The 25,452-nt window shown below is 67.5% G+C and carries 22 protein-coding genes and 1 riboswitch; of the genes, 12 read left to right on the top strand and 10 right to left on the bottom strand.

All coding sequences use genetic code 11. The features are described 5' to 3' along the window. Positions 1–173: 173 nt before the first annotated feature. From R5H29_RS08300 to R5H29_RS08320, 5 genes are all read left to right on the top strand, one after another. Positions 174–1,472 (top strand): NupC/NupG family nucleoside CNT transporter, encoded by a 1,299-nt coding sequence (locus R5H29_RS08300; RefSeq protein ID WP_019661098.1) that lies wholly within the window; start codon positions 174–176, stop codon positions 1,470–1,472. Positions 1,473–1,497: 25 nt separating this feature from the next. Next, positions 1,498–2,463, top strand: coding sequence for a ribokinase (locus R5H29_RS08305; protein ID WP_019661097.1), 966 nt, complete (start codon positions 1,498–1,500; stop codon positions 2,461–2,463). Between the two features lie 149 nt (positions 2,464–2,612). After that, entirely contained in the window at positions 2,613–3,044 is a 432-nt protein-coding gene (locus R5H29_RS08310) for a hypothetical protein (protein ID WP_021203449.1), read from the top strand. 147 nt (positions 3,045–3,191) lie between these two features. After that, positions 3,192–4,187, top strand: coding sequence for a tRNA dihydrouridine synthase DusB (gene dusB / locus R5H29_RS08315; RefSeq protein ID WP_155030412.1), 996 nt, complete (start codon positions 3,192–3,194; stop codon positions 4,185–4,187). Positions 4,188–4,246: 59 nt separating this feature from the next. Beyond that, on the top strand, positions 4,247–5,074 hold the full coding sequence (locus R5H29_RS08320; protein WP_155028968.1) for a methyltransferase domain-containing protein: 828 nt from the start codon (positions 4,247–4,249) through the stop codon (positions 5,072–5,074). Positions 5,075–5,118: 44 nt separating this feature from the next. Here R5H29_RS08320 and R5H29_RS08325 read toward each other — a convergent pair whose 3' ends face one another. The 3 genes from R5H29_RS08325 to R5H29_RS08335 form a co-directional block, all read right to left on the bottom strand. Further along, entirely contained in the window at positions 5,119–6,165 is a 1,047-nt protein-coding gene (locus R5H29_RS08325; protein ID WP_332329060.1) for a metal-dependent hydrolase, read from the bottom strand. Between the two features lie 123 nt (positions 6,166–6,288). Then, a complete protein-coding gene (locus R5H29_RS08330; protein WP_329846531.1) occupies positions 6,289–7,089 on the bottom strand; it encodes a UDP-2,3-diacylglucosamine diphosphatase in 801 nt (266 codons plus the stop codon). Further along, positions 7,086–8,801 carry a lysophospholipid acyltransferase family protein gene (locus tag R5H29_RS08335; protein ID WP_019661091.1) on the bottom strand — a complete coding sequence of 572 codons (1,716 nt, stop codon included), beginning with the start codon at positions 8,799–8,801 and terminating at the stop codon, positions 7,086–7,088. The genes R5H29_RS08330 and R5H29_RS08335 overlap by 4 nt, the downstream gene beginning before the upstream one ends. A gap of 327 nt (positions 8,802–9,128) precedes the next feature. On the opposite strand from R5H29_RS08335, the gene metK reads away from it, so the two are divergent. Both metK and R5H29_RS08345 read left to right on the top strand, forming a co-directional pair. After that, positions 9,129–10,340 (top strand): methionine adenosyltransferase, encoded by a 1,212-nt coding sequence (gene metK / locus R5H29_RS08340; protein ID WP_005408103.1) that lies wholly within the window; start codon positions 9,129–9,131, stop codon positions 10,338–10,340. Positions 10,341–10,480: 140 nt separating this feature from the next. Beyond that, positions 10,481–10,987: an acyl-CoA thioesterase gene (locus R5H29_RS08345; RefSeq protein WP_019661090.1), complete on the top strand. Its 507-nt coding sequence runs from the start codon at positions 10,481–10,483 to the stop codon at positions 10,985–10,987. Between the two features lie 67 nt (positions 10,988–11,054). Here R5H29_RS08345 and ppc read toward each other — a convergent pair whose 3' ends face one another. Both ppc and R5H29_RS08355 read right to left on the bottom strand, forming a co-directional pair. Further along, positions 11,055–13,766, bottom strand: coding sequence for a phosphoenolpyruvate carboxylase (gene ppc, locus R5H29_RS08350; protein ID WP_332329073.1), 2,712 nt, complete (start codon positions 13,764–13,766; stop codon positions 11,055–11,057). A 237-nt stretch (positions 13,767–14,003) separates the two neighbouring features. Next, a complete protein-coding gene (locus R5H29_RS08355) occupies positions 14,004–16,520 on the bottom strand; it encodes a prolyl oligopeptidase family serine peptidase (RefSeq protein WP_332329061.1) in 2,517 nt (838 codons plus the stop codon). Between the two features lie 120 nt (positions 16,521–16,640). Then, positions 16,641–16,724, top strand: a riboswitch (S-adenosyl-L-homocysteine riboswitch). A 36-nt stretch (positions 16,725–16,760) separates the two neighbouring features. Between R5H29_RS08355 and ahcY the strand changes: the two genes are divergently transcribed. The 3 genes from ahcY to R5H29_RS08370 all read left to right on the top strand — a co-directional run bounded on the left by ahcY (position 16,761) and on the right by R5H29_RS08370 (position 19,325). After that, entirely contained in the window at positions 16,761–18,206 is a 1,446-nt protein-coding gene (gene ahcY / locus R5H29_RS08360) for an adenosylhomocysteinase (protein WP_019661087.1), read from the top strand. A 160-nt stretch (positions 18,207–18,366) separates the two neighbouring features. Next, entirely contained in the window at positions 18,367–18,840 is a 474-nt protein-coding gene (gene ybaK, locus R5H29_RS08365; RefSeq protein ID WP_134731248.1) for a Cys-tRNA(Pro) deacylase, read from the top strand. Next, positions 18,840–19,325 (top strand): hypothetical protein, encoded by a 486-nt coding sequence (locus R5H29_RS08370; protein WP_332329062.1) that lies wholly within the window; start codon positions 18,840–18,842, stop codon positions 19,323–19,325. The genes ybaK and R5H29_RS08370 overlap by 1 nt, the downstream gene beginning before the upstream one ends. A 75-nt stretch (positions 19,326–19,400) precedes the next feature. On the opposite strand, the gene R5H29_RS08375 is transcribed toward R5H29_RS08370, so the two are convergent. Genes R5H29_RS08375 through R5H29_RS08390 form a run of 4 tightly spaced genes read right to left on the bottom strand, consistent with a single transcriptional unit; the run spans position 19,401 to position 22,738 of the window. Beyond that, positions 19,401–19,958, bottom strand: a complete 558-nt coding sequence (locus R5H29_RS08375; protein WP_134731244.1) for a DUF3228 family protein — start codon at positions 19,956–19,958, stop codon at positions 19,401–19,403. 51 nt (positions 19,959–20,009) lie between these two features. After that, on the bottom strand, positions 20,010–20,741 hold the full coding sequence (locus R5H29_RS08380; protein ID WP_134735116.1) for a LytTR family DNA-binding domain-containing protein: 732 nt from the start codon (positions 20,739–20,741) through the stop codon (positions 20,010–20,012). Next, the gene (locus R5H29_RS08385; RefSeq protein ID WP_332329063.1) at positions 20,738–21,787 is read right to left on the bottom strand and encodes a histidine kinase; all 1,050 of its coding nucleotides are present in this window, start codon (positions 21,785–21,787) and stop codon (positions 20,738–20,740) included. The genes R5H29_RS08380 and R5H29_RS08385 overlap by 4 nt, the downstream gene beginning before the upstream one ends. Positions 21,788–21,811: 24 nt before the next feature. Continuing rightward, on the bottom strand, positions 21,812–22,738 hold the full coding sequence (locus R5H29_RS08390; RefSeq protein WP_332329064.1) for an alpha/beta hydrolase: 927 nt from the start codon (positions 22,736–22,738) through the stop codon (positions 21,812–21,814). 203 nt (positions 22,739–22,941) lie between these two features. On the opposite strand from R5H29_RS08390, the gene metF reads away from it, so the two are divergent. Continuing rightward, the gene (gene metF, locus R5H29_RS08395) at positions 22,942–23,769 is read left to right on the top strand and encodes a methylenetetrahydrofolate reductase [NAD(P)H] (protein ID WP_019661081.1); all 828 of its coding nucleotides are present in this window, start codon (positions 22,942–22,944) and stop codon (positions 23,767–23,769) included. Positions 23,770–23,809: 40 nt separating this feature from the next. Beyond that, on the top strand, positions 23,810–24,394 hold the full coding sequence (locus R5H29_RS08400; protein WP_021203435.1) for a DUF4124 domain-containing protein: 585 nt from the start codon (positions 23,810–23,812) through the stop codon (positions 24,392–24,394). Positions 24,395–24,445: 51 nt separating this feature from the next. Here the strand turns inward: R5H29_RS08400 and R5H29_RS08405 are convergent, their stop codons facing one another. Continuing rightward, positions 24,446–25,402, bottom strand: coding sequence for a Nudix family hydrolase (locus tag R5H29_RS08405; RefSeq protein ID WP_171953437.1), 957 nt, complete (start codon positions 25,400–25,402; stop codon positions 24,446–24,448). Positions 25,403–25,452: the final 50 nt, after the last annotated feature.

Here is a 25,452-nt window from a genome sequence, read left to right on the forward strand (position 1 = left end):
CCGCATCCGGGCCGGGATCGAACTCCATTCTACCTGCCGCCGCCGGCCGCAAGCCCTTGCCGTTGCTGGCCCGATCGGTACCGTTGGGTGCGCGCACGCTGCTTTTTCTTGCCCCGGCCCCTGCCCTGCACTAGGCTTCCCGTTTTTCGCGACGCCCCAGGGGAGTCACTCACATGGTCGAAGGTTTGGGCAGGATCGGCTTCGGCCTGTTCGGGTTGGCGGTGCTGATCGGCATCACCTGGTTGTTTTCCAACAACAAGCGTGCAGTTGACTGGAAGCTGGTTGCCACCGGTATCACCCTGCAGATCGCCTTTGCGGCGCTGGTGATCCTGGTGCCGGGCGGGCGCGACGTGTTCGATGCGCTGGGCAAGGGCTTCGTCAAGATCCTCAGCTTCGTCAACGAGGGCTCGGGCTTCATCTTCGGCTCGTTGATGGACACCAAGAACTACGGCTTCATCTTCGCCTTCCAGGTGCTGCCGACCATCATCTTCTTCTCGGCGCTGATGGGGGTGATGTACCACCTCAACGTCATGCAGGCGATCGTGCGCGTGATGGCCTGGTCGATCACCAAGGTGATGCGCGTGTCCGGCGCGGAAACCACCAGCGTCTGCGCCAGCGTCTTCATCGGCCAGACCGAGGCGCCGCTGACCGTTCGCCCGTACATCGCCAGGATGACCCAGTCCGAACTGCTGACCATGATGATCGGCGGCATGGCGCATATCGCCGGCGGCGTGCTGGCGGCCTATGTGGGCATGCTGGGCGGCGGCGATCCGGCGCAGCAGGCTTTCTACGCCAAGCACCTGCTGGCGGCCAGCATCATGGCGGCCCCGGCCACCCTGGTCGTGGCCAAGCTGCTGATTCCGGAAACCGGCACCCCGCTGACCCGCGGCACGGTGAAGATGGAAGTCGAAAAGACCTCTAGCAACATCATCGATGCCGCCGCTGCCGGCGCCGGTGACGGCCTGAAGCTGGCACTGAACATCGGCGCGATGCTGCTGGCCTTCATCGCCCTTATCGCGCTGCTGAACGCGCCGCTGACCTGGGTGGGCGAAGTGACCGGCCTGGCCGCTGCCATCGGCAAGCCGACCAACCTGTCGACCATCTTCGGCTATCTGCTGGCCCCGATCGCCTGGGTGATCGGCACGCCGTGGGCCGACGCCACCACCGTCGGCTCGCTGATCGGCCAGAAGGTCGTGATCAACGAGTTCGTCGCCTACACCGAACTGTCGCAGATCGTGAACGGCCAGATCCCGGGCGTGAGCCTGTCCGCCGAAGGCCGCCTGATTGCCACTTACGCGCTGTGCGGCTTCGCCAACTTCAGCTCGATCGCGATCCAGATCGGCGGTATCGGTGGCCTGGCGCCGGAGCGCCGCCACGACCTGGCCAAGTTCGGCCTGCGCGCGGTGCTGGGCGGTACCATTGCCACCTTCATGACGGCGACCATCGCCGGCGTGCTGACGCACTTCAGTTGAACCCCTGGTTGAGAAAAGATTTCCTATGAGCAGCAGTGTCGTTGTCGTCGGTTCCTTCAATGTCGATCACGTGTGGCGGTGCGAAACGCTGCCGGCACCGGGTGCGACCATTGCCGGCCGCTACAGCACCGGCCCCGGTGGCAAGGGCTTCAACCAGGCCGTGGCGGCCTGCCGCGCTGGTGCGGACACCCACTTCGTGTGTGCGTTGGGCGATGACGCCGGTGGCGCCACTGCGCGCGAACTGGCTGCGCACGATGGCTTCGCGCTGATCGCCGAGGCCAGCAGCGAGCCGACCGGCACCGCCGGCATCTACGTCGATGCCCGTGGCCGCAACACGATCGTGATCGGCCCCGGCGCCAATGCCGCGCTGGGCACCGATTTCCTGCAACAGCAGCAGGCCCTGCTGGCCGGTGCCAAGGTGGTGCTGGTGCAGCTGGAATCGCCGGTGCAGACCATCGAAGCGGCGCTGGCCACGGCCCGCGAGGCCGGTGTCACCACCGTGCTCAACACCGCGCCGGCCGATGCGCCCTCGACCATCGGCCTGCTCAAGCTGGCCGATGTGATCACCCCGAACGAGACCGAGTTCGCCGCCCTGCTCGGCCGCCATGTCGGCGAGCGCGTGGATGCCAACGACGTCGCGGCGCTGGATGGCGCCAGCCTGCATGCGCTGTGCCGCAAGCTGGTCGGCAACGGCACGGTGGTGGTGACGCTGGGTTCGGTGGGCGTGTTCGTCTCTCACGCCGACGAGAACCTGCGCGGCGATACCCAGCCGTACTACCGCGTCGGTGCCGAACAGGTGCAGGCCATCGACACCACCGGTGCTGGTGATGCCTTCAACGGTGCGCTGGCTGCGTCGCTGGCACAGGTGGCCGATGCACCGTTCGCCCGCCACGTGCGCTTTGCCAACCAGTTCGCCGGTCGCTCGACCGAGAAGGAAGGCGCTGCAGCGGCGATGCCGCGCTTCACCCCGGCCGACGCCGAAGCCAAGTAATTCCACGCCACGCGTGGATGACAAGGCCCGGGTGCACAGGCACCTGGGCCTTTCTTTCGCCCATTGCCCAGCCCCTGCGACCGCCTGTCGCATTGCCCACATCCTGCCCCTCGCTCACGATCCGCGCAGCTTCCTTGCACGGGCAGGACATGGACGGATTCCCCTGGTTGCTGGTCGCGGCCGCAGGCAGTGCCGCTGCGGCGCTGCTGCATATCGGCTGCATCGCCTTCGGCGCCGCGTGGTACAGGTACTTCGGTGCCGGCCAGCGCGTGGTCCGGCTGGCACAGGCCGGGCATTGGTGGCCACCGCTGATGACCGCCGGCATCACGGCCGTGCTGGTGGCCTGGACGCTGTACGCACTGGCCGCTGCGGGCTGGCATTCGCCACTGCCGGCCAGTCGTCTGGTCCTGTCGGGCATCGCCCTGCTGTTGCTGCTGCGCGCCGCGATGGGCTTCGGGCTGGCGCTGCTGCGGCCCGGCTACAACGGCCGGCGCTTCTGGATGGTCAGTTCACTGGTCTGCCTCAGCCTGGGGCTGGCCTTCGCCCTGGGTACCCGCCAGGCCTGGCAGCGCCTGGGGTAGCCGCCCACCTTCGCCCGCCCTTGGGGGCGGCGGAAGCAACCGTCAAGCATCTGCTGATGCCGGTACGGCATGAGGTCGGTGCCGATCGGCCTGAACCGGGGCGCAGCCGATACGGCCGCGTCGCTGTCGGCGCCCTACAATGGGCGCATGCAGATCGGCCCGTACACCATTGCTCCGAACGTCGTGCTGGCGCCCATGGCCGGCGTCACCGACAAACCCTTCCGCCTGCTGTGCAAACGGCTGGGCGCGGGCCTGGCCGCCTCGGAAATGACCATCAGCGACCCGCGCTTCTGGACCACGCGCAAGTCGATCCACCGCATGGACCATGACGGCGAACCGGCACCGATCAGCGTGCAGATCGCCGGCACCGAGCCGCAGCAGCTGGCCGAGGCCGCACGCTACAACGTCGACCACGGCGCGCAGATCATCGACATCAACATGGGCTGCCCGGCCAAGAAGGTGTGCAACGCCTGGGCCGGCTCGGCGCTGATGCGTGACGAGCAGCTGGTGGCGCGCATCCTCGAGGCCGTGGTCAACGCGGTGGACGTTCCGGTCACGCTGAAGATCCGCACCGGGTGGGACTGCGACCATCGCAATGGCCCGGTGATCGCCCGCATCGCCGAGGACAGCGGCATCGCCGCGCTGGCGGTGCATGGCCGCACCCGCGACCAGCATTACACCGGCCAGGCCGAGTACGCCACGATCGGCGAGATCAAGGCCGCGCTGCGCATTCCGGTGATCGCCAACGGCGATATCGATTCGCCGCAGAAGGCGGCATACGTGCTGCAGCAGACCGGCGTGGACGCGGTGATGATCGGCCGCTCGGCACAGGGCCGGCCGTGGATCTTCCGCGAAGTGGCGCACTTTCTGGCCACCGGTGAGGAACTGCCACCACCGTCGTTGGCGGAAGTGCGCGACATCCTGCTCGGCCACCTGCACGCACTGCATGCGTTCTATGGCGAGCCGCAGGGCGTGCGCATCGCGCGCAAGCACCTGGGCTGGTATGCCAAGGACCGGCCGGAGAATGCGGCCTTCCGCGCCGTGGTCAACCGCGCCGAAGACCCGCAGAGCCAGGTCGCGCTGACCACCGAGTACTTCGACCGCCTGATCGCCGGGGAACCGGCGTTGTCTTCGGCGGCCTGAGCCGCCAATCCTGCGTTTCCGGACAGTCGAGCCTGCTCGACGCTACAAGAGCCCGCCCCATGACCCCGCCGATCTCCTCCCCGACCTACCTGCACGGGTTCTCCGGCACCGAGCAGCAGCGCCTGATGACCCAGGCGCGCCTGCTGGAATCGAGCATCTTCGGCCAGATCGACTACAGCGGCGCGCGGCGCCTGCTGGAAGTCGGCAGCGGCGTGGGTGCGCAGACCGAGATCCTGCTGCGCCGCTTCCCCGAGCTGCACGTGACCGGTGTGGACCTGAGCGAGACCCAGCTGACCACCGCGCGCGAGAACCTGGCGCGCACGCCGTGGTGCAGCGATCGCTACACCCTGCAGCAGGCTGACGCCGGCGAGCTCCCGTTCGAGGCACGCAGCTTCGACTCGGCGTTCCTGTGCTGGGTACTGGAGCACGTGCCGTCACCTGCGCGCGTGCTGAGCGAGGTGCGCCGGGTGCTGGCACCGGGTTCGCCGGTCTACATCACCGAGGTGATGAATGCCTCGTTCCTGCTCGACCCGTATTCGCCGCACATCTGGCGCTACTGGATGGCCTTCAACGATTTCCAGTACGACCATGGTGGCGACCCGTTCGTCGGCGCCAAGCTGGGCAACCTGCTGCTGGCCGGCGGCTTCCGCGACGTGCACACCGAGATCAAGACCATCCACCTGGACAACCGTGAACCGGCGCGCCGCAAGACGATGATCGCGTTCTGGGAGCAGCTGCTGCTGTCGGCGGCCGACCAGCTGCTGCAGGCCGGCTCGGTGGACGAGGAAACCGTGGAAGGCATGCGCCGCGAGTTCCGCCTGGTGCAGAACGACCCGAATGCGGTGTTCTTCTATTCGTTCGTGCAGGGCCGCGCCACGGTGTATTGAGCCGACGCGGCACCAATGCTCCCGCATCCACGCATGGCGTGGATCTACTCGACAGCGCCGACTACGGGCGCATGCCAGATCCGCTGCCACATCGCCGCCAGCCGGCGCCCGGCATCAGCGCGCGCGGCGGGACTGCTGTAATCCGCCCGCACCTGCTCGGGAACGATTGCCCGCCACTGCCCGTCGGCCTGCTCGGCCACGACGAAATTGAAGGTGTAGTCCGGCTCCAGCCCCATGCGCAGGTCGCTCAGCACCAGCCGGCCGTCCACGACCTGCGCACGCATGAAGCCACGGTTGAACCACTGCAGGCGCCGCACTGCCGGAATGCCCCCCGCTTCGCGCAAGGCCTGCACGTTGGACGCATGGCCTTCGAACCGCATCGGCCCGTGGTCGGCCACCAGCGAGCGATCACCCACCACGTAGCCGTTGGGCGTCATCGCCACCACCCGCCACAGCAGGGTGTTGAACGGCATCGGCACCGAGAAGCGCGGCGCATCGCCCAGGCCCATCGCGGACAGGCTCTGCTGCGCGGCACGGTCGACCAGTGCCTTGGCGATCAGGCCCCAGCCCAGGTAGCCACTGCTGATCAGCAGCGCCACGCCCAGCACCTTGCCCACCCACGGCCGGGCGCGGCCAAACCAGGCCAGCACGCAGCCCAGCAGCAGCCACACCGTGTAACCCGGGTCGATGATGAAGACACTGGAACCCATGGTCGGGTGCGGCCGCAACGGCCACCACAACTGGGTGCCGTAGACGGTGAATGCATCCAACAGCGGATGGGTGACCAGCGCCAGCTGGATCGCCCAGAACCAGCGCACCGGTGACTGCGCAACGCGGCCGTTGCCGAAGCGCTTGAACAGCCACCAGATCAATGCGGCCACCCAGGGCAGCACCAGCAGCGAATGACTGAAACTGCGGTGCTCGATCATGTTCGCCACCGGATCGGCTGCGGTGAAACCGAGCCACAGGGCGTCGAGGTCCGGCAGGGTGCCAAGCGCGGCACCGGCCAGCAGGGCCGCGCGGCGGTGGCCAGGCGGGGCGATGGCAGCAGCGACGGCGCCACCGAGCACGATCTGGGTCAGGGAGTCCATGGGCCGATGCTAGCGGCTTGCGGGCGGTGCATGTAGAGCCGAGCCCATGCTCGGCTGCTCTTCATTGCGTGTAACGGCAGCCGAGCATGGGCTCGGCTCTACAAGGGTACAGACGCGGGCGGGTTACGCCGCCTGCGACAGGCGCGCGCCCGGCAGCTCCACCAGCGTCTGGCCGTTGTGGTCCAGCAGGCGCAGCGCGCCATCGTGGTCTTCGGCCAGCGCGGTCAGGCTTTCCACCCAGTCGCCGTCGTTCGCGTAGACCAGGCCATCGCGTTCAATCAACGCAGCGCGGTGGATGTGGCCACAGATGATGCCATCCAGTCCGCGACGGCGGACATCGTCCAGCCCGGCCTGCACGAAGCGTTCGATGTAGCGTTCGGCGGCGCCGCTGCGCTTCTTCAGGAATTCAGACAATGACCAGTAGCGCATCCCCAGCAGGCGCCGCACCGCGTTCAACGCCTGGTTGCCGGTCAGGATGCGGTAGTACAGCCAATCGCCGAATTTCTCCTGCAGGCCGCCGAAGTGGGTCACGCCGTCGTACTCGTCCCCATGCGCGACCAGCAGCCGGCGGCCATCGGCGGTCACGTGGATGGCGCGGCGGCGGACCTGCATCGCCGGCAGCATCAGCCCACAGACCTGGCGCAGCGAGGCATCGTGGTTGCCGGGGATGTAGATGATCTCGGTACCCGCACGGCGCAATGCATGCAGGGCCTGGATGACTTCGCTGTGTGACTGCCGCCAATTGGCCCGGCGATGCGCCATCCACCACAGGTCGATGATGTCGCCGACCAGGTACAACCGTTCGCAACGCAGCTGCAAGAGGAACCGTGCCAGCTCGGTGGCATGGCAATGACGTGAACCCAGATGCACATCGGAGACGAACACTGCGCGCCGGTGCGGCGACAGGTTCGCCAGCGCGCTCATGCCGGCGTCCCCGCGTCGCGCAGGTAGCGTTTGCGCTTGTTCGGCCGGATCGCACACAGGTCCACTTCGATCAGGCCGTCGATCGAATCGCTGAAGTCCGGGTCGACACCGAAGGCGAGGAAGCGGGCACCACCGGGTTCACACAGATCGGTGTACTGGCGGTACAGCGTGGGTACGCCGGTACCGAGCGCAGCCAGGTTGGCCTTGAGCACCTCGAACGCGGCGCCTGCATCCAGCTCACCGAAACTGGGCGGTGCGGCGAAGTACTGGAACGGGCGGTTCGATTCGGCCAGGCCAGCGGTACCGCTGTAATAGCGCTGGTAGTACGCCACCAGCTGCTCGCGCGCTTCACGCGGTAGCGCCGCGCTGATCGACACGGCGCCGAACAGGTAGCGGATGCCCGGCCGGCACTGCAGGTAGGCGCCGATGCCCTGCCACAGATAGTCCAGGCTGCGGCTGCCCCAGTAGTCGGGCACCACGAAGCTGCGGCCCAGTTCCAGGCCCTCGGCGATGTGGGTGATGGCATCGTCGGAATAGCGGAACAGCGACGCGCTGTAGAGCCCGGACAGGCCGTGCCGGGCCAGTGCGTGGGCGCCGCGCATGATCCGGTACGCGCCGGCGATTCGCTGCGCGGCGGCGTCCCAGATCACGATGTGCTCGTACTGCGGGTCGTAGTTGTCGAGGTCACGGCTGCGCCCGGTGCCCTCGCCCACCTGGCGGAAGGTCAGTTCGCGCAGGCGGCCCAGCTCCAGCAGCAGCGGCGAATCGGCAGTACAGGTGGCCAGCAGAATCTGCTTGCCATCGGCGGTCTGGCCCAGCTGGGTCGCTGCGGCAATCCCTGCAGCGACCTGCGAAGGGGGCACCGGGGCGGCCAGCGGCTCAGGGCCTGCGCAGGCAGCGGCATTGCCGGCCGCGCCATTGCGGCCCAGCGCATACAGCGCGCGACGTACCGCCAGCAGCTGTGCGCCCGGGTCACCGCCATCGCCCAGCCGCATCGGCTCGCCGATGCTCAGCCGCAGCGGGCGGCCACGACGGGTGAACATCTCGCGTGCCAGCAGGGCGGTGCCGGCCGGCTTGAACAGGGTTGATGCGCCGTAGAACAGCGCCGAGTTGCGCGCTTCCACCCGCACTGGCAGCACCGGCGCCCCGGCGGCGCGGGCAAAGCGCACGAACCCGCGCTGCCAGCGACCATCGCGGATGCCGCGCAGCGAGAGGCGCGAGACCTCGCCGGCCGGGAACACGATCACGCACTGCTCGGCGGCCAGCGCCTCCTCCACCGCGTGCAGACTGCCGCGCTGGGCCTTGCCGCCAAGGATGCGCACCGGCAACAGCAGATCCTGCAGTGGCGCGATAGCCCCCAACAGATCGTTCGCCACGATCCGCACGTCACGGCGGATACGGCCGACCGCGTCCAGCAGCGCCAGCGCGTCCAGCGCCCCGGACGGATGATTGGCAACAATCAGCAGGCGGCCGGTGGCCGGGATCTTCGCCAGCGCGGCCGGATCCACCTGGTACTGGCCATCGACGAATTCCAGGGCGGCGGCGACGAAGCCGAATCCGCGCAACCCTGCACTGCGCTTCAGGAAGGCCTCGATCTGGTCCAACCGCGACCAGCGACCGACGCTGCGCAGCAGCGGCCGTGCCAGCTGGCCACGACGGCCATGGAACCAATCGGGGAAGCGTTGCTGGAGACGCTGTTCGAGTTCCTGCATGGCGGATCCACTCATGCCCGGCGGCCGGATTGGCCGACAGCCTGCGCCCGGCAGGCGGCAGCCAGATGGCGGTTTCGGGGCAGAACGATGACGGCCGGTCCGGCAGGGTCGCGGCCTGCGCGGTCCGGGGTTGGACAGCCCCGTCCGTCGTCACGCTGGTGGAACACTGGGCCTCGAGGCCGGGCCCCAATCCCGTCACGACGGCCCCTGCCAGGCCTACGCGGGCTTAACCACCGGCAACCGGTACCGGTTCACAATGCACAGGCGGCGCACCCCGTGTATCATGCGCGCCCATCTTTCCATCCGAATCAAGGGATATTACGCCTGATGTCCAGCTATCTCTTCACCTCCGAGTCGGTCTCTGAAGGCCATCCGGACAAGGTTGCCGACCAGATCTCCGATGCGGTGCTGGACGCGATCCTGACCCAGGACCAGCGTGCCCGCGTGGCCTGCGAGACCATGGTCAAGACCGGCGTTGCCATCGTGGCCGGTGAAATCACCACCAGCGCCTGGATCGACCTGGAAGCGCTGACCCGCAAGGTCATCACGGACATCGGCTACGACAGCTCCGACGTCGGCTTCGACGGCGCCACCTGCGGCGTGCTGAACCTGATCGGCAAGCAGTCGCCGCACATCGCCCAGGGCGTGGACCGCAAGAAGCCGGAAGAAATGGGCGCTGGCGACCAGGGCCTGATGTTCGGCTATGCCACCAACGAGACCGACAGCTACATGCCGGCCGCGATCCACCTGTCGCACCGCCTGGTCGAGCAGCAGGCCAAGATCCGCAAGAAGAAGAACTCGCCGCTGTCGTGGCTGCGCCCGGACGCCAAGAGCCAGGTCACCCTGCGCTATGAAAACGGCGTGGTCTCGGCCATCGACGCCGTGGTCCTGTCGACCCAGCACGCCCCGGGCATCAAGCAGAAGGACCTCATCGAGGCCGTCCGCGAAGAAATCATCAAGCCGGTGCTGCCGGCCAAGTGGCTGCACAAGGGCACCAAGTTCCACATCAACCCGACCGGCAAGTTCGAGATCGGCGGCCCGGTGGGCGACTGTGGCCTGACCGGCCGCAAGATCATCGTCGACACCTACGGCGGCTGGGCCCGTCACGGTGGTGGCGCGTTCTCCGGCAAGGACCCGTCCAAGGTCGACCGTTCGGCTGCCTACGCGGCCCGCTACGTCGCCAAGAACGTGGTTGCTGCCGGCCTGGCCGACCGCTGCGAAGTGCAGGTCTCCTACGCCATCGGCGTGGCCGAGCCGACCTCGATCTCGGTCACCACCTTCGGCACCGGCAAGATCAGCGATGACAAGATCGAGAAGCTGATCCGCAAGCACTTCGACCTGCGCCCGTACGGCATCATCAAGATGCTGGACCTGATCCACCCGATGTACCAGCAGACTGCGGCCTACGGCCACTTCGGCCGCAAGCCGAAGGAGTTCAGCTACCTCAACGGCGAAGGCGAGACCGTCAACGCCACGGCCTTCTCCTGGGAGAAGACCGACCGCGCCGCCGCCCTGCGCGCCGATGCGAAGCTGAAGTAAGAAACACGAAGGGCCGCTCACGCGGCCCTTCTGCTTTCTGTAGAGCCGAGCCCATGCTCGGCTTTCTTTTTCTTGCGACAAGAGCAGCCGAGCATGGGCTCGGCTCTACAAGAGCTACGCCACGCCGATACAATCGGCCCATGTCGACCGAACTGAAAACCCACCAGCTGTCCATGACCGTGCTGATGTCGCCGGACATGGCCAATTTCTCCGGCAAGGTCCACGGTGGCGCGATCCTGAGGCTGCTCGACCAGGTCGCCTATGCCTGTGCCAGCCGCTACGCCGGCAGCTATGTGGTCACCCTGTCGGTGGACCAGGTGATGTTCCGCCAGCCCATCGCGGTGGGCGAGCTGGTCACCTTCCTGGCCTCGGTGAACCATACCGGCACCTCGTCGATGGAGATCGGCATCAAGGTGGTGGCCGAAGACATCCTCAAGCGCAGCGTGCGCCACGCCAACAGCTGTTTCTTCACGATGGTGGCCGTGGATGAGGAAGGCCGGCCGACGCCGGTGCCAACATTGCAGCCGGTCACCTCGGACGAGAAGCGCCGCCAGGCCGCAGCGCTGATCCGCCGCCAACTGCGCCAGGAAATGGAACAGCGCCACCTGGAACTGCTGGCATCGAATCCTCCGTCGCCGGAGGAGTGAGGGTGTGCGGGGCACGCCCCGCACCCACCGAGGCAGGTAGCGCCGGGCCATGCCCGGCGGATACGCATCAACCCGTGTTCTGCACCCCCTGCGAAACACCGTTCACGCACGCCACCAGCGCGCGCAGCAGCTCGTCATCCTCGCGCCCGCTGGCCCGCCAGCGCTGCAGCAGATCCACCTGCAGCACGCTGATCGGATCGACGTAGGGATTGCGCAGGCGGATCGACAGCGCCAGCCGCGCATCATGGTCCAGCAGCGTCTTCTGGTCCATCAGCGCCAGCAGCCAGTGCCGGGTAAGTTCCAGTTCGCGCTGTACCTGCGGGAAGAAGCGCCCGTGCAGGTCGCCAGACAACAGCGAGAACTGCTCGGCGATGGTGATATCGCCCTTGGACAGCACCATCGCGATGTCGTCCAGGAAGGTGCGGAAGAACGGCCAGTCACGCGCCATTTCGCGCAGGGTCTCTTCATGGCCAGCGTCCACCGCCGCCTGCAGGCCGCTGCCCACGCCGTACCAGCCGGGAATGACGGCACGCGCCTGGCTCCAGGCAAACACCCAGGGAATCGCACGCAGGTTGCCCAGTGCCGCATCCTGGCCGAGCCGGCGCGAAGGACGCGAGCCCAGCGTCATCCGCTCGATCACGTCGATGGGTGTGGCGGTACGGAAGTAGTCCATGAAGCCGGCCTGGCCAACAAAGGCGCGATACACCTCGCTGCTGGCCGATGACACCGCGTCCATCACCGGCCGCCACGCATCCTCGCGCGGCTCGGCGGCACGCGGGCGCAGGCTGGCGCGCAGCACCGCACCGGTGGCCTGTTCCAGCGAGCGCAGGGCCAGCGCGCGGATACCATATTTGCGATGGATCACTTCGCCCTGCTCGGTCACCCGCAGGCGGCCATCGATGCTGCCGCGCGGTGACGCATCGACCGCGTGCGTGGTCTTCCCCCCGCCACGGCTGATCGAGCCGCCACGGCCATGGAAGAAGGTCAGGCGGATGCCCGCCTCGGCCGCCACCTCCAGCAGTTCCACCTGCGCGCGCTGCAGGCCCCAGCGCGAGGCGGCGATGCCACCGTCCTTGCTGCTGTCCGAATAGCCGAGCATCACCATCTGCACGTCGTCGCGCGCACGCAGATGGGCGCGGTAGACCGGGTCGGCCAGCAGGTCACGCAGGGTGGCCGTGCCACGCTTGAGGTCATCCACGGTTTCAAACAGCGGCGCGATGTCCAGCGGCACCGTGTCATCGGCGTCGACCAGGCCACCACGCCGCGCCAGCGCCAGTACCGCCAGCACGTCGCTGCGGTCGTGCGCCATCGAAATGATGTAACTGCCCAGTGCATCGCCGCCATGGCGTGCGCGTGCATCAGCCAGCGCGGCAAACACCGCATCCAGCCGCTGGTTGCCTTCGTCGTCGCCCTTCGGCAACGGCGTGTCACCACTCGCATGCGGCGCCAGCAGGCGCGCACGCCCCACGGCATCGAGATCGTCCCACGCTACGTCACTGCCCAGCACCGTGGCCAGCGCACGCGCATGCACGCTCGATTCCTGGCGCACATCCAGCCGCGCCAGATGGAAGCCGAACGTCTTCACCCGCCACAGCAGACGCTGCACGGCAAAGCCGCCGGCATGTTCGCCGCGATTGGCGCGCAGGCTGTCGAGGATCAGCTGCAGATCGTCGATCAGTTCGGCGGGGCCGGCGTAGGCGCCGCTGCCATCATCCAGCGTGGCCTGCAGGCGTGCGCGCATGCGGTCGTTGAGCAGGCGGTACGGCATGTCGGCATGGCGCGGGCGCGACTGCACCTGCGGCAGCAGCTGCTGGTACTGCGCCACGCGTGCCTGCAACGCATCACTCACGCCCACTCGCTCGGTAGACTGGCTGAGCAGGCTGGCCAGCTGCAGCAGTTCCTTCTGGTAGCGCCCCAGCACTGCCTGCCGCTGTGCATCCAGCGTGTTGCGGATGGTGGTGGCATCCACGTTCGGGTTGCCGTCCATGTCGCCGCCCACCCAGGTGCCGAAGCGCAGCAGGCGCGGCAGCGGCAGTTCTTCGCCGAAGGTATCGCGCAGCGCCTGCTGCAGCGATTCGTACAGCACCGGGATCACCCGGTACAGCACCTGTACCAGATAAAAGCCGACGTGCTCGCGCTCGTCGTCCACGGTGGGCCGCACCGGCGAGGAATCGGTGGTCTGCCACGAAGCGGTCAGCGCCATGCGGAAGCGCGCGGCATCGGCGGCCGCTTCCCCCGGCGTGCGCTGGCCATCAAGGTTGTCGACCAGGCTGGCCACCATCAGCTGCTCTTTCTCCAGCAGCGCGCGGCGCACCGCTTCGGTCGGGTGCGCGGTAAACACCGGTTCGATGTCGATGCGCGGCAGCCATTGCGCCAGCTCGTCCAGCGTCACGCCCTGCGCCTTCAGGTGCTGCAGCGCATCCTGCAGGCCATCGGGCTGCGCCCCTGCGGTACCGGCACGCTGGTAGTCACGGCGGCGGCGGATGCGATGCACGCGCTCGGCGATGTTGACCACCTGGAAATAGGTGCTGAACGCCCGCACCATGGTCTCGGCCTGCTGCGGCGTGCGCCCGGCCAGCCCTTCGGCCAGCTCGGACAACGCCGCCTGGTTCTCGCGGCGGGCGATGGCGCGGGTGCGCACGTCCTCGACATCGTCGAGGAAAGCGGCGGAGACCTGTTCAACCAGCAGGTCGCCGACCAGCGCGCCGAGCCGGCGCACGTCATCGCGAAGAGGAAGATCGGGAGAAGCAAACTCGATGCTGCTGCGGTACTCGTTCATCGGCGACGCACAGGCCTCGGTCAACGGATCCAGACCCCAAGCCTAAACCAGAACGGGCAGCGTGCTGCGATGCAAAAATGGTTTCATCTGCACGTATCCATGGCGGACGCAGCCGAGCATGGGCTCGGCTCTACAAGCGTCATGGCGCGTGACACCGTGTAGCGCCCGAGCCCATGCTCGGGCGGCGGCGCAGCCGCACAGGCGGCCGCTGTTGCAGCGGCCACCCTCATGCACGTATCAGCGCTTCTTCTTCGCCTTGCCCTGCTCGGCCGGGCCAATGGTCTGCTCCAGCCAGCGCTCGCTCTCGGCCAGCATGGTCATGATCGATTCGCGTGCGCGGTAGGCATGCGATTCGTTCGGCAGCATCACCAGCCGCGCGGTGCCACCCAGGCCCTTCACCGCGGCGAACATGCGCTCGCTCTGGATCGGGAAGGTGCCGGAGTTGTTGTCGTCCACGCCGTGGATGAAGAGGATCGGATCCTTGATCCTGTCGGCGTAGTTGAAAGGCGCCATCTTCTGGTAGACCTCCTGTGCCTGCCAGTAGTTGCGTTCCTCGGCCTGGAAGCCGAACGGGGTGAGCGTGCGGTTGTAGGCGCCGCTGCGGGCGATGCCGGCCTTGAACAGGCGGGTGTGTGCCAGCAGGTTGGCGGTCATGAACGCACCGTAGGAATGGCCGCCGATGGCGATGTGATCGCGATCGGTCACGCCACGGCGCACCACCTCATCCACCGCTGCCTGCGCGTTGGCCACCAGCTGTTCGATGTAGGTGTCGTTCGGCTCCTTGTCGCCCTCACCGATGATCGGCATCGACGGGCTGGCCAGCACCACATAGCCCTTGGCCAGGAACGCCTGCGGGCCCCAGTAGCTGACCGCGTTGAAGCGGTACGGCGAATCGGTCACCTGGCTGGCCGCAGCCGCGCTCTTGAACTCACCCGGGTAGGCCCACATCAGCAGCGGCCGCGGGCCGTCCCGCTTGGGGTCGTAGCCCGGCGGCAGCAGCAGGGTCGCGGTCAGGTCGACCCCATCCTTGCGCTTGTAGCGGATCTGCTCCTTCTGCACGCCCTTCAACTGCGGCAGCGGGTGCGCGAAACGTGTCAGCGCGCGCGGTGCAGCACCGGCATCGGCCAGCGACTGCACGTAGAAGTTGGCCGGCTCATCCGGGCTCTCGCGGCTCAGCAGCAGCGAGCTGGCCTGGTCGTCCAGCAACGCCACCGGCAGCGAATAGCTCGGCGCCTGCGAGTGGAACAGGCGCGTTGCCTTGCCCGTGGCGATGTCGAAGCGGTCCACGAACGGACGGTCGCCTTCCGGCGAAGCACCGGCACCGGCCAGGTACAGGCTGCTGCCATCGGGGCTGGTCTGCAGCAGCGAACGACCCCGCTCGTCACTGGCCAGCAGCGGCCGGCCCGGATCGGCATAGCGGTCCTGCGCGTCACGATCCCACAGCAGGCGCGGCTCGGCACCGGCGTTGTCCGGGGCGATCAGCCAGGTCTTGGTCCTGCGGGTCTTCCACCACGATTCGGTCAGCAGGGCCAGGTCACCGCGGCCCCAGCTGATGCCGGCCAGGCGGCTGCCAAGCTGGGCCAGGGTGACCGGCGGTTTGTCGAACGGCGCGGCCTGCATCAGCACCGCATCGCGCACCCTGGCGTCCCTGTTCGGGTCGCCGCCGTCCTGCGCTTCGGCCCAGACGAGGGTGGCGTCGGCATCACCGCGCCAGCTGATGTCGCGCACGCCGGTCACTTCGGCATCGTTGCCGGTCGGCAGCCCTTCCACCAGCGGGCGAACGGCGACGGTGTGCACCAGCTTGCCGCTGGCACGGTCGATCACTTCAATGCGGCGCGGGAAACTGCTCACCGGCACCACGTAGGAGTACGGGCGCTGCACCGGCTGGCGCAGCACGAAGCGGCCATCCGGCGACACCGAGAAGCCCATGAAGATGCCGGCCGCGCCGATCGCGCGGGTGCTGCCATCCAGGCCGACTTCCATTGGCTGGGTAGTGGCGTAGTAGTCGAACTGGCGTGCGTCGGCCTCGTTCTTCAGCAGGTCCTGGTAGGTACGGATCGACACCACGCCGCCGCCCTGGCTGGTCTGCTGCACGGCCGGGCCGGTCGGAATGCCATCGGCGGGCGGGGCCGCACCGAGGTTGGCCGGGCGGGTGAACACCACCAGGCCGCGGCTGTCCGGCAGCCACTGGTAGCCGCTGCCGATCACCGTGTTCAGGCCGGCAACCAGGCGGCGGGCACTGCCGCCGGCCACGTCCACCAGCCACAGTTCATTGGCGCCACTGGCAGCGTCGACCTGGTTGAAGGCAAGCCACTTCTGGTCCGGCGACCACATCACACTGGCGATCGACAGCTTGGCCGGCAGGCCGCTGATCTGCCGCTCCTTGCCGTCGGCCACGTTCATCAGCCACAGCTTCTCGCCGAAGCTGAAGCGGCTGTCGGAGAACGTGCGCGGGTTGATGCGCAGGCCAGCCAGCTTCAGTTCCGGCTGCGCCACCACCTGGATCGACGGCAGCGACGGCATCTGCATCATCGCGGCCACGTCGCGGCGCGGCGACAGGAACAGCGACGGCGCGCGCGGGGCGTCGACCACTGCCTGCAGTGCGGCCGATGGCAGTTCGTAGCCATTGACGCCCTGCGCCTGCGCCGGAGCTGGCTGCGAGGCGGCCGCCCAGGCCAGCGGGGCCACCGCCAGCAGCCCCATCGACAGGACCAGGCCGGTCCACCGCCGCGTACGGCGCGCGTGCATGCTCATCGTTCCACCTGTGTGATGCGTGAAAACACCGACCTTAACAGGCCGTGCACGCGGCCCCATCTGCCGATGGTTGGGTCATGCCGATGTCATGCCGGGGCCGCGATATAATGGGGGTTCTCCCCTGCCGAGGGGCGCTGCGACCGGATCCCACGAGGCCCGGCCAGGCTCGGTAAGGTGGCTTTGTAACAACGGCGCCCGGCTAGATGCGAGCACCCGCTCGTCCACAACCGGAGCACACGAATGAACGCTGTTGCCAAGACCTTCTCCACCGAAGGTGATTACAAGATCCGCGATATCACGCTGGCCGACTGGGGCCGCAAGGAACTGGACATCGCCGAGCACGAAATGCCGGGCCTGATGTCGATCCGCCGCAAGTACCAGGCCGAGCTGCCGCTGAAGGGCGTGCGCGTGACCGGCTCGTTGCACATGACCATCCAGACCGCCGTGCTGATCGAGACCCTGAAGGACATCGGCGCCGACGTGCGCTGGGCCTCGTGCAACATCTTCTCGACCCAGGACCACGCGGCCGCCGCCATTGCCGCCACCGGCACCCCGGTGTTTGCCTGGAAGGGCGAGACCCTGGAAGAGTACTGGGACTGCACCCTGGACGCGCTGACCTTCACCCTGGCCGATGGCACCCTGACCGGCCCGGAGCTGGTCGTGGACGACGGCGGTGACGTGACCCTGCTGATCCACAAGGGCTACGAGCTGGAAAACGGCAGCGACTGGGTCAACACCGCCTCCGCCTCGCACGAAGAACAGGTCATCAAGAACCTGCTCAAGCGCGTGGCCAAGGAGCGCCCCGGTTACTGGGGCCGCGTGGTCAAGGACTGGAAGGGTGTCTCCGAGGAGACCACCACCGGCGTGCACCGCCTGTACCAGCTGGCCCAAGCCGGCACCCTGCTGATCCCGGCGATCAACGTCAACGACTCGGTCACCAAGAGCAAGTTCGACAACCTGTACGGCTGCCGCGAGTCGCTGGCCGACGGCCTGAAGCGCGCGATGGACGTTATGCTGGCCGGCAAGGTGGCCGTGGTCTGCGGCTACGGCGACGTCGGCAAGGGCTGCGCGGCCTCGCTGCGTGCCTACGGTGCGCGCGTGATCGTCACCGAGATCGACCCGATCTGCGCCCTGCAGGCGGCGATGGAAGGCTATGAAGTCAACACCATCGAATCGACCCTGGGCCGTGCCGACCTGTACGTCACCACCACCGGCAACCGCGACATCATCCGCATCGAGCACCTGAGCGCGATGAAGGACCAAGCCATCGTCTGCAACATCGGCCACTTCGACAACGAGATCCAGGTCGACGCACTGGTGTCCTACCCGGGCATCAAGCACGTCAACATCAAGCCGCAGGTGGACAAGTACATCTTCCCGAACGGCAACGCGATCTTCCTGCTGGCCGAAGGCCGCCTGGTGAACCTGGGCTGCGCCACCGGCCACCCGAGCTTCGTGATGTCCAACAGCTTCGCCAACCAGACCCTGGCACAGATCGACCTGTGGGCGAACAAGGACAGCTACGAGAAGAAGGTGTACCTGCTGCCGAAGAAGCTGGACGAGGAAGTGGCGCGCCTGCACCTGGAAAAGATCGGCGTGAAGCTCACCACCCTGACCCAGGAACAGGCCGACTACATCGGCGTGCCGGTGGAAGGCCCGTTCAAGCCGGACCACTACCGCTACTGATGCCTTCAGGGTGCCGGACAGCGGCCGGCACTACCGGTGCATGCAAAGAACGGAACGGGCGCCTTCGGGCGCCCGTTCTGCATTGGCGCGCCACCGCCGCGCATCCACCCGCAGTAGCCTCGGTCAAGGCAACGCGCCCAGCGCGCGCTACGATGCAGCCATGACCCCGGCCATCAACCTGCTCAAGCGCGAGAAGATCGCCCACACCGTGCGCAGCTACGTGCACGACGCCCACGCCGAATCCTATGGCGGCGAAGCCGTGGACAAGCTCGGCCTCGATCCAGCCCAGGTGTTCAAGACCCTGCTGGCCAGCACCGAGACACACGAACTGCTGGTGGCGATCGTACCGGTGGCCGGCCAGCTGGACCTGAAGGCACTGGCCGAAGCGGCCGACTGCAAGAAGTGCGAGATGGCTGCTGCTGACGCCGCGCAGCGCGCGACCGGTTACCTGGTCGGTGGCATCAGCCCGCTCGGGCAGAAGAAACGCCTGCGCACCTTCCTGGATGCCAGCGCTCAGGCATTGCCCGCGCTGCATGTCAGCGCCGGTCGCCGCGGCCTGGAAGTGGAACTGGCTCCGGCTGACCTGCTGCGCCTCACCGCCGGCCACTACGCTGCCATCGGCAAGTCACGCTGATGCGCTGGCCGTGGTCTGCAGCACCGATTCCCCGGCTCGACGATGCACAGGCCGACGTGCTGCTGCAGGACCTGTTGTCGCGCGACGCAACGCGCATCACCGATGCCGCACGTAGCGTCGCACGGCTGTTCAGTGCCTCATCGTTGGACGCGTTGGCCACACATGTCGACCTGATCGAACGCAGCTGCGAGGGCATCGCCCTGGGCGGCATGCTGATCAGCAACCAGGCACACCTCAAGGCGGGCCTGCAACGGCTACGCTACTGGCAGGCGCGTAAGGGATGCCTGTGTGCGCTCAACCCCGGCTACCCGTTCTTCGATCCGCGTCGCCTGATCGAACAAGGGCAGATGCAGCTGCTCTCGTTGCAGGAGGCCGAGGATGGTTGGGGCGATTGCCACACCGTTGCCTGCACGCAATGCGGCCAGCATTGGCAGGCCATCGACCGCGAGTACCATTACCCGTGGTGGGAATGGAAAGCTGCCTGAAGGCCAAGCAGCCACGCATGGCGTGGCTCTACTGCGGTCCGCACATTCACGCGATGCGTGGATGGCAAATATTGCTCACGGCCGCCAGTTCGCGTTGTTCTCCCAGAACTCGACAGAACGCCGGTACGCCTCACGGTCCAGCGGCACGCCGGAGCCGCCCTCCTCCACGCCCAGCGCATTGCGCATCATCGTGATCGGCGCCATTGGCACCTCTTCCGGTTCGGCGGTGTAGATGCAGCCGACGATGCCCCAGTCGGCCTCGATCGGCGAACCTTCCCTGGCCAGCTGCTCGGCGCTGTACAGGATCACCACCAGATAGTTCGCACGCGGCGATTCCACGCCCTCGAACCAACGCACCAGCACCGGCAATTCCTCGCGGTTGCGCGCTTCGTAACCACTGCGCAGCAGGTGGCGGTTGGCCTCGGTGACCGGCACCGTCAGGCAGCGCGTGCTGGTCCAGTTCTCGTAGACGAACAGCTTGCAGAACGGGGCGTAGCCGTCGAGCACCTTCAGCGGTGCGTGCGCATTGAGGTGTGCCTCGAACTGCTCGGCAGTGCAGTCCTGGATGGTGTTGCCGCGCGGCACGCGCGGGAACAGGCGGGGACGGGCGAAATCGGTGAGGACGATGGACATGGCTCAGGTGTGATCAGGAGTTCTGCTGCACAGGGTAACTGCTGGCAGCCCCTATAACGCCATCCGCTCGCGCAGTTCACGTGCCTGCCGCCGCGATACCTCCACCTCGCTGCCGTCGTCCAGCGTCAGGTCGTAGCCATCTGCAATGCTGGGCGTCACGCCACGAATGCGGCGCAGGTTGACCAGCGTGTTGCGGTTGGCGCGGAAGAACAACTCCGGCGGCAGGCGTGCTTCCAGCGCGATCAGGCTGCGGGTCAGCAGGGCGTTCTGGTCGCGGAACCATAGCCGTGTGTAGTTGCCATCCACCACCAGCCGACGGATCTCCGAGACCGCGACGAACCAGCAGCGTTCGCCCTCGCGCACGAACACCTGGTCCTGCGCGCCCAGCGTGCTGCGCGGCTCCGGCGTTTCGCCCGCCACCACCTCGCGCTGGCGCGCCCGCTGCAACGCTTCCAGCAAGCGCGGCGCCTCGACCGGCTTCACCAGATAGTCCAGCGCATTGGCCTGGAAGGCGCGCACCGCGTAGGTGTCGTAGGCAGTAACGAACACCACCGCCGGCACCGCCTCCAACCCATCCAGCACATCGAAGCCGCTGCCGGAGGGCATCTGTACATCCAGCAGCACCAGGTCCGGGGCCAGTGTGGCGATCGCCTCGCGTGCAGCGGGCACATCGTCGGCCTCGCCCACGCACTGCACCCACGGCAGCGCCGACAACAGCGTGCGCAGCTCCTGGCGCGCCAGCCGTGCATCATCAACGATCAACACACGCAGCATGGCACTCATTGCGGAATCTCCAGCAGGGCCTGCATGCGGTCGCCGACCGGCTGCAACATGAAACTCCCCTGCGTGCCAAGCTGCGCACGCAGGTAGGCAAGGCCGACGCCATGGCCATGGGTGGGCTCGTTGGCGCCGCCCAGCGGATTGTCCACCTGCAGGCGCAGTACGTCATTGTCCAGCGTGGCCCGGATCTCTATCCCGCCGCCGCCCGGGCGGCTGGCGATGCCATGCTTGATCGCGTTTTCCACCAGCAGCTGCAGCGCCATCGCCGGCAGCTGTGCCTGCAGGGCGTCGGCATCGATCTGCCGGTTCACCTGCAGGCGCTGTTCGAAGTGGACTGCCTCGATGGCCAGGTAGTCGTCCACGACCGCCAGTTCTTCGGCCAGCGTGACCTGCTCACTGCGGTTGTGCGCCAGCGCCTGGCGCAGCGTGCGCGACAGGCGCGTGACCATGTCGCGGGCGCGCTCGGGGTCTTCCAGGATCAGCGCGCGCAGGTTGTTCAGCGCATTAAACATGAAATGCGGGTTGAGCCGTGCACGCAGTGCATCGCGCTCCAGCGCGCTGCGTTCTGCTTCGGCTCGCAGCCGGGCCAGTTCACTGTGGCGCGCCCGGCGCAGACCGTGCAGGCCGGCCCATAGGCCGGTCCACATCAGCAGGAACAGCGCGGTGTTCATCCAGTACACCAGCAGCGAAGACCATCGGTAATCCGCGTGGCCACCGGGCAGCTGCACCCAGCCCAGTGCCAGCGCCGGCAGCAGCAACGCCGCCGTCATCGCCTGTGCGACGCTGGCACCGGCCACCACACCGGCGGCCAATTTCAACACCAGGCTGCCCAGGCTCCCCTCCCACCAGCGCTGGCGCAGCGCCACCGCGCGCAGCATGCCGCTGCACAGCCACAGGCAGGCGGCCACGCTGACGGTGATCAACACGATGCCGCTGAATACCACGCCGCCGCCGATCCGCATCCCCGCCCACAGCCCGTACATCGCATAACCCGCCCATGCCAATGCATTGAGCGTCCAGAAATGGCGGGATGAGGTGGTGGCGTCCATGCGGGCTCTCGGCGAGGACAAGGGTCAGGGGTGCGCGGCGAGGAAACGCTGCACCTGCTCCTGCAGCCAGCGCGGATCATCCCACATCAGGAAGTGGAAACCCTGCGCGCTCATCGCGATCTGCACGCCCTGCAGTTTCGCGTACTGCGCCTGGAACACCGCGCGCGTGCTGTCCTCGGTGCCGCCCATCGGCTGGTAGCCGGCCCAGTTGCCCAGCACCAGTGTCGGTGCGGTGATCGAGGCGATGCTGTCGCGCAGGTCAGTGGTCATCACCGCATGCATGGCGTCAGCGGTGGTCTGGCGGTCGCTGGCTTCGCCCCAGCGCCCCAGTTCGGCCTGCCGCTGCGGATCGCGGGTCATGCCCGGCAGGCCGGCTTTCAGCTGCGCCTGCCACTGCGCGACATCGGCGGCGAGCATGCCCTTGCGCAGCTGGTCGGCCATCGGCCGCACGCTGTCTGCGGTGGCGTTCGGGTCACGCGCGGCCGGCAGGAACGGCAATGCATCGACCACCACCAGTGCGCTGACCGCCTTCGGCTCGGCCTGCGCCACCTGCAGCCCCAGCAGGCCGCCAAGACTGTGGCCGATCACCACCACCGGGCCCAGCTGTTGGTCGTGCAGGTAGGCCAGCAGCTGTCCGCGCATCGCCGTCAGGAATTCGGCCGGGCGCGGGTCGGCAGGCGCAGCGCCGGCAAAGCCCGGCGGCTGCACCAGATGGCACTGCACGTCCTTCAGCGCCAGGCAGGTCTCGCGCCAGACCTCGGCGCTGCTGTTCAGGCCGGGGATCATCAGCAGCGGACGGCCCTTGCCGACCACCTCGACCTGCACCTTCCCGGTGCCGGTGGCGGCCGCCGCATGGGCCGAACCGGAGCCGAGCACCGCCATTGCCATGCCGATCATCGCCAGCCGGGCCAGCGCCTTCATTGCGTACCAGAGTGCCAGGAAGATCTTCATCGTCTGCTCCTTCATCGGGTGGGTGCTGCCGGGATGGGAGCAGCGTGGGCCCGGCCGACGCATGCCGGTTGCGATTTCGGAGCAGCGGCCGGACGGCGGGGCGAACGGTCGCGGGTTGGGGACGGCTGGCCCTCACGCAATCTTCAAGCATCCATCTTGATGAAGAGATATACTGCTTCGCACCGACCGCCGCCATCCGCGCCATGACCGCCATCAGCTTCGAGTTCTATCCGCCCAAGACCGACGAACAGCGCAGCCAGCTGGACCGTGCTGCGGCCAAGCTGAAGGACTACGCCCCCGAGTACGTGTCGTGTACCTTCGGCGCCGGTGGCTCGACCCTGAGCTACACCTCCGAGACCGTGCGCCACCTCAACCAGCACCATGGGTTCGATGCGGCGCCGCACCTGTCATGCGTGGGCGGCACCCGCCAGGAGATCCGCGAGCTGCTCAAGCTGTACCGCGCCATCGGCTGCCGCCGCTTGGTCGCGCTGCGTGGCGACCTGCCCTCGGGCATGGGCTTTCCCGGCGACATGCGCTATGCCGCCGAACTGATCGCCTTCATCCGCGCCGAGCACGGCGATGCGTTCCACATCGAAGTGGGCGCGTATCCGGAGACGCATCCGCAGGCCTCCGATTCACTGGCTGACCTGAAGCACTTCAAGGCCAAGATCGATGCCGGTGCCGATGCGGCCATCACCCAGTATTTCTTCAATCCGGACGCGTACTTCCATTTCGTCGATGAAGTGCGGCGGCTGGGCGTGCAGGTGCCGATCACGCCGGGCATCATGCCGATCGCCAACTTCAGCCAGCTGCGCCGCTTCTCCGAACAGTGTGGTGCGGAGATTCCGCGCTGGATCAGTCGCAAGATGCAGGCCTATGGCGATGATGCGGAGTCGGTGCGTGCATTCGGCACGGAAGTGGTGGCCCGGCTGTGCCAGCGCCTGATCGAGGGCGGCGCACCCGGCCTGCACTTCTACACCCTGAACCTGGCCAAGCCGACCACCTCGGTGCTGAAGCTGCTGCAGGGCTGAGAGCACGACGCGCAAGCGTGATCGGCGCTACCCTGCAGGAATGATCCGGCTTTCCTTCCTGCTGTTGCTGCTGCCGCTGTGCGTGCTGCCGAGCGTCGCCCAGGCACAGTCCATGCGCCTGAACCGCTGTACCGATGCGCAGGGCCAAAGCGTGTATACCGACCGACCTTGCGACAGTGTGGGTGCGCGGTCGCGGGTGCCACCGCCTGCGCCCAGCGGCAACATCCTGCAGCGCGATACCCTGGGGGCACGCTGCCCGCGGCGGCTGAGTGAACTGGTGGACGCATTGCGCAACGGCATCGTCAGCAATGATGTGAACCGGCTGTCCTCGCTGTACCTGTGGGGCGCGGTCTCCGATGCGGGCGCGCAGCGAATCCTCGGTCAACTGGAATCGCTGGTGCGGCGGCCGCTGGTGGACGTCGTGCCGGTGTATCCAGGACAGGGCCAGGACGCAGTGACTGACGAGGGCCAGGGCCCTGCTGCGCAGGGATCCGCCCCTGAGCCGACGGCTGTTCGCCATCCGGTCGGCCTGCGCCTGGAGCAGACCCTGCCAGGCAGCGTGGCGCGTGCCTCGACGGTGGTGGGATTACGGCGGCAGTACGGGTGTTTCTGGATCACGTTGTGATCGGGAGGGGTCAGAGCCCTGCTGCGCAGGGATCTGACCCCGCATGCCGGCTCACTCCGGCCACAGCCCGCGAATGGCGGCAATGCCTTGCCCGCCATGGCGACGCGCCTCACTGATGTGGCCACTGCCCATGCCACCCAGCGCGTAGATCGGCAGTGACACCTGCGCGCGCAGCTCGGCGAAGGCATCCCAACCCATCGGCACGGCATCTGGATGGCTGGGCGTGGCCTGCACCGGGCCCAGCACAGCGAAGTCGCAGCCCAACTGTTGTGCGGCCTGCAGTTGCTGCAGGTCGTGGCAGGATGCAGCCACCAGCTGGCCTTGGGGTAGCGGGCGCTGCGACAGCTGCAGCAGCTGTTCGCTGCCCAGGTGCACGCCCACGCCCAACGCACGCGCCAGTTCGATATCGCGGTTGAGCAACCATTGCACGCCGCTGCGGCGATGCGCACGCACGACCTGCTCGACCATCGCCTGCCGCTGCGGATGGGCCGTCGGCAACCGCAGTTGGATGCGCTGCTGGCCCGCAGCCACCACGCGCTGCAGCTGTTCATGCCAATGCTGCACACCGCCCTCATCATCGGCCGGCGCCGGGGTGATCAGGTAGCTGTCGGGCTGGCGCAGGGCGGCCACCACCGGCAGGTCTGCCGGCGGCATTGAATAGCGGCCCAGCTTGTCCGGCGCCACCCAAGTGATCGCCTGGCCCTCCCGCCCACGCGGTGTCCCCTTCCAGCTGCGCACGTGGCGCACCTCCAGGGTCAGGTGCTTGTCCGGATAGCGCTGCGGCACATCCATCAGCCACTCGCCGACATCGGCCTCGATGCCCAGTTCCTCGCGCAGCTCGCGCACCAGCGCCTGTTCGGAGGTCTCGCCGGATTCGCGTTTGCCGCCGGGAAACTCCCACAGGCCGGCCATGTCGCGGTTCTCGGTACGGCGGTTGAGCAGCACGCGGCCACGGGCGTCGGTGATGACGGCGGCCACGACATGGATCGATCGGGTGGGGGAAGGCATGGAGGAAGCATGCCCAGAACAGGGCGGCCGGCGCAATCACGGATCCGCTG

Source organism: Stenotrophomonas sp. A3_2, from assembly GCF_036624925.1.
Taxonomy (GTDB): domain Bacteria; phylum Pseudomonadota; class Gammaproteobacteria; order Xanthomonadales; family Xanthomonadaceae; genus Stenotrophomonas; species Stenotrophomonas hibiscicola.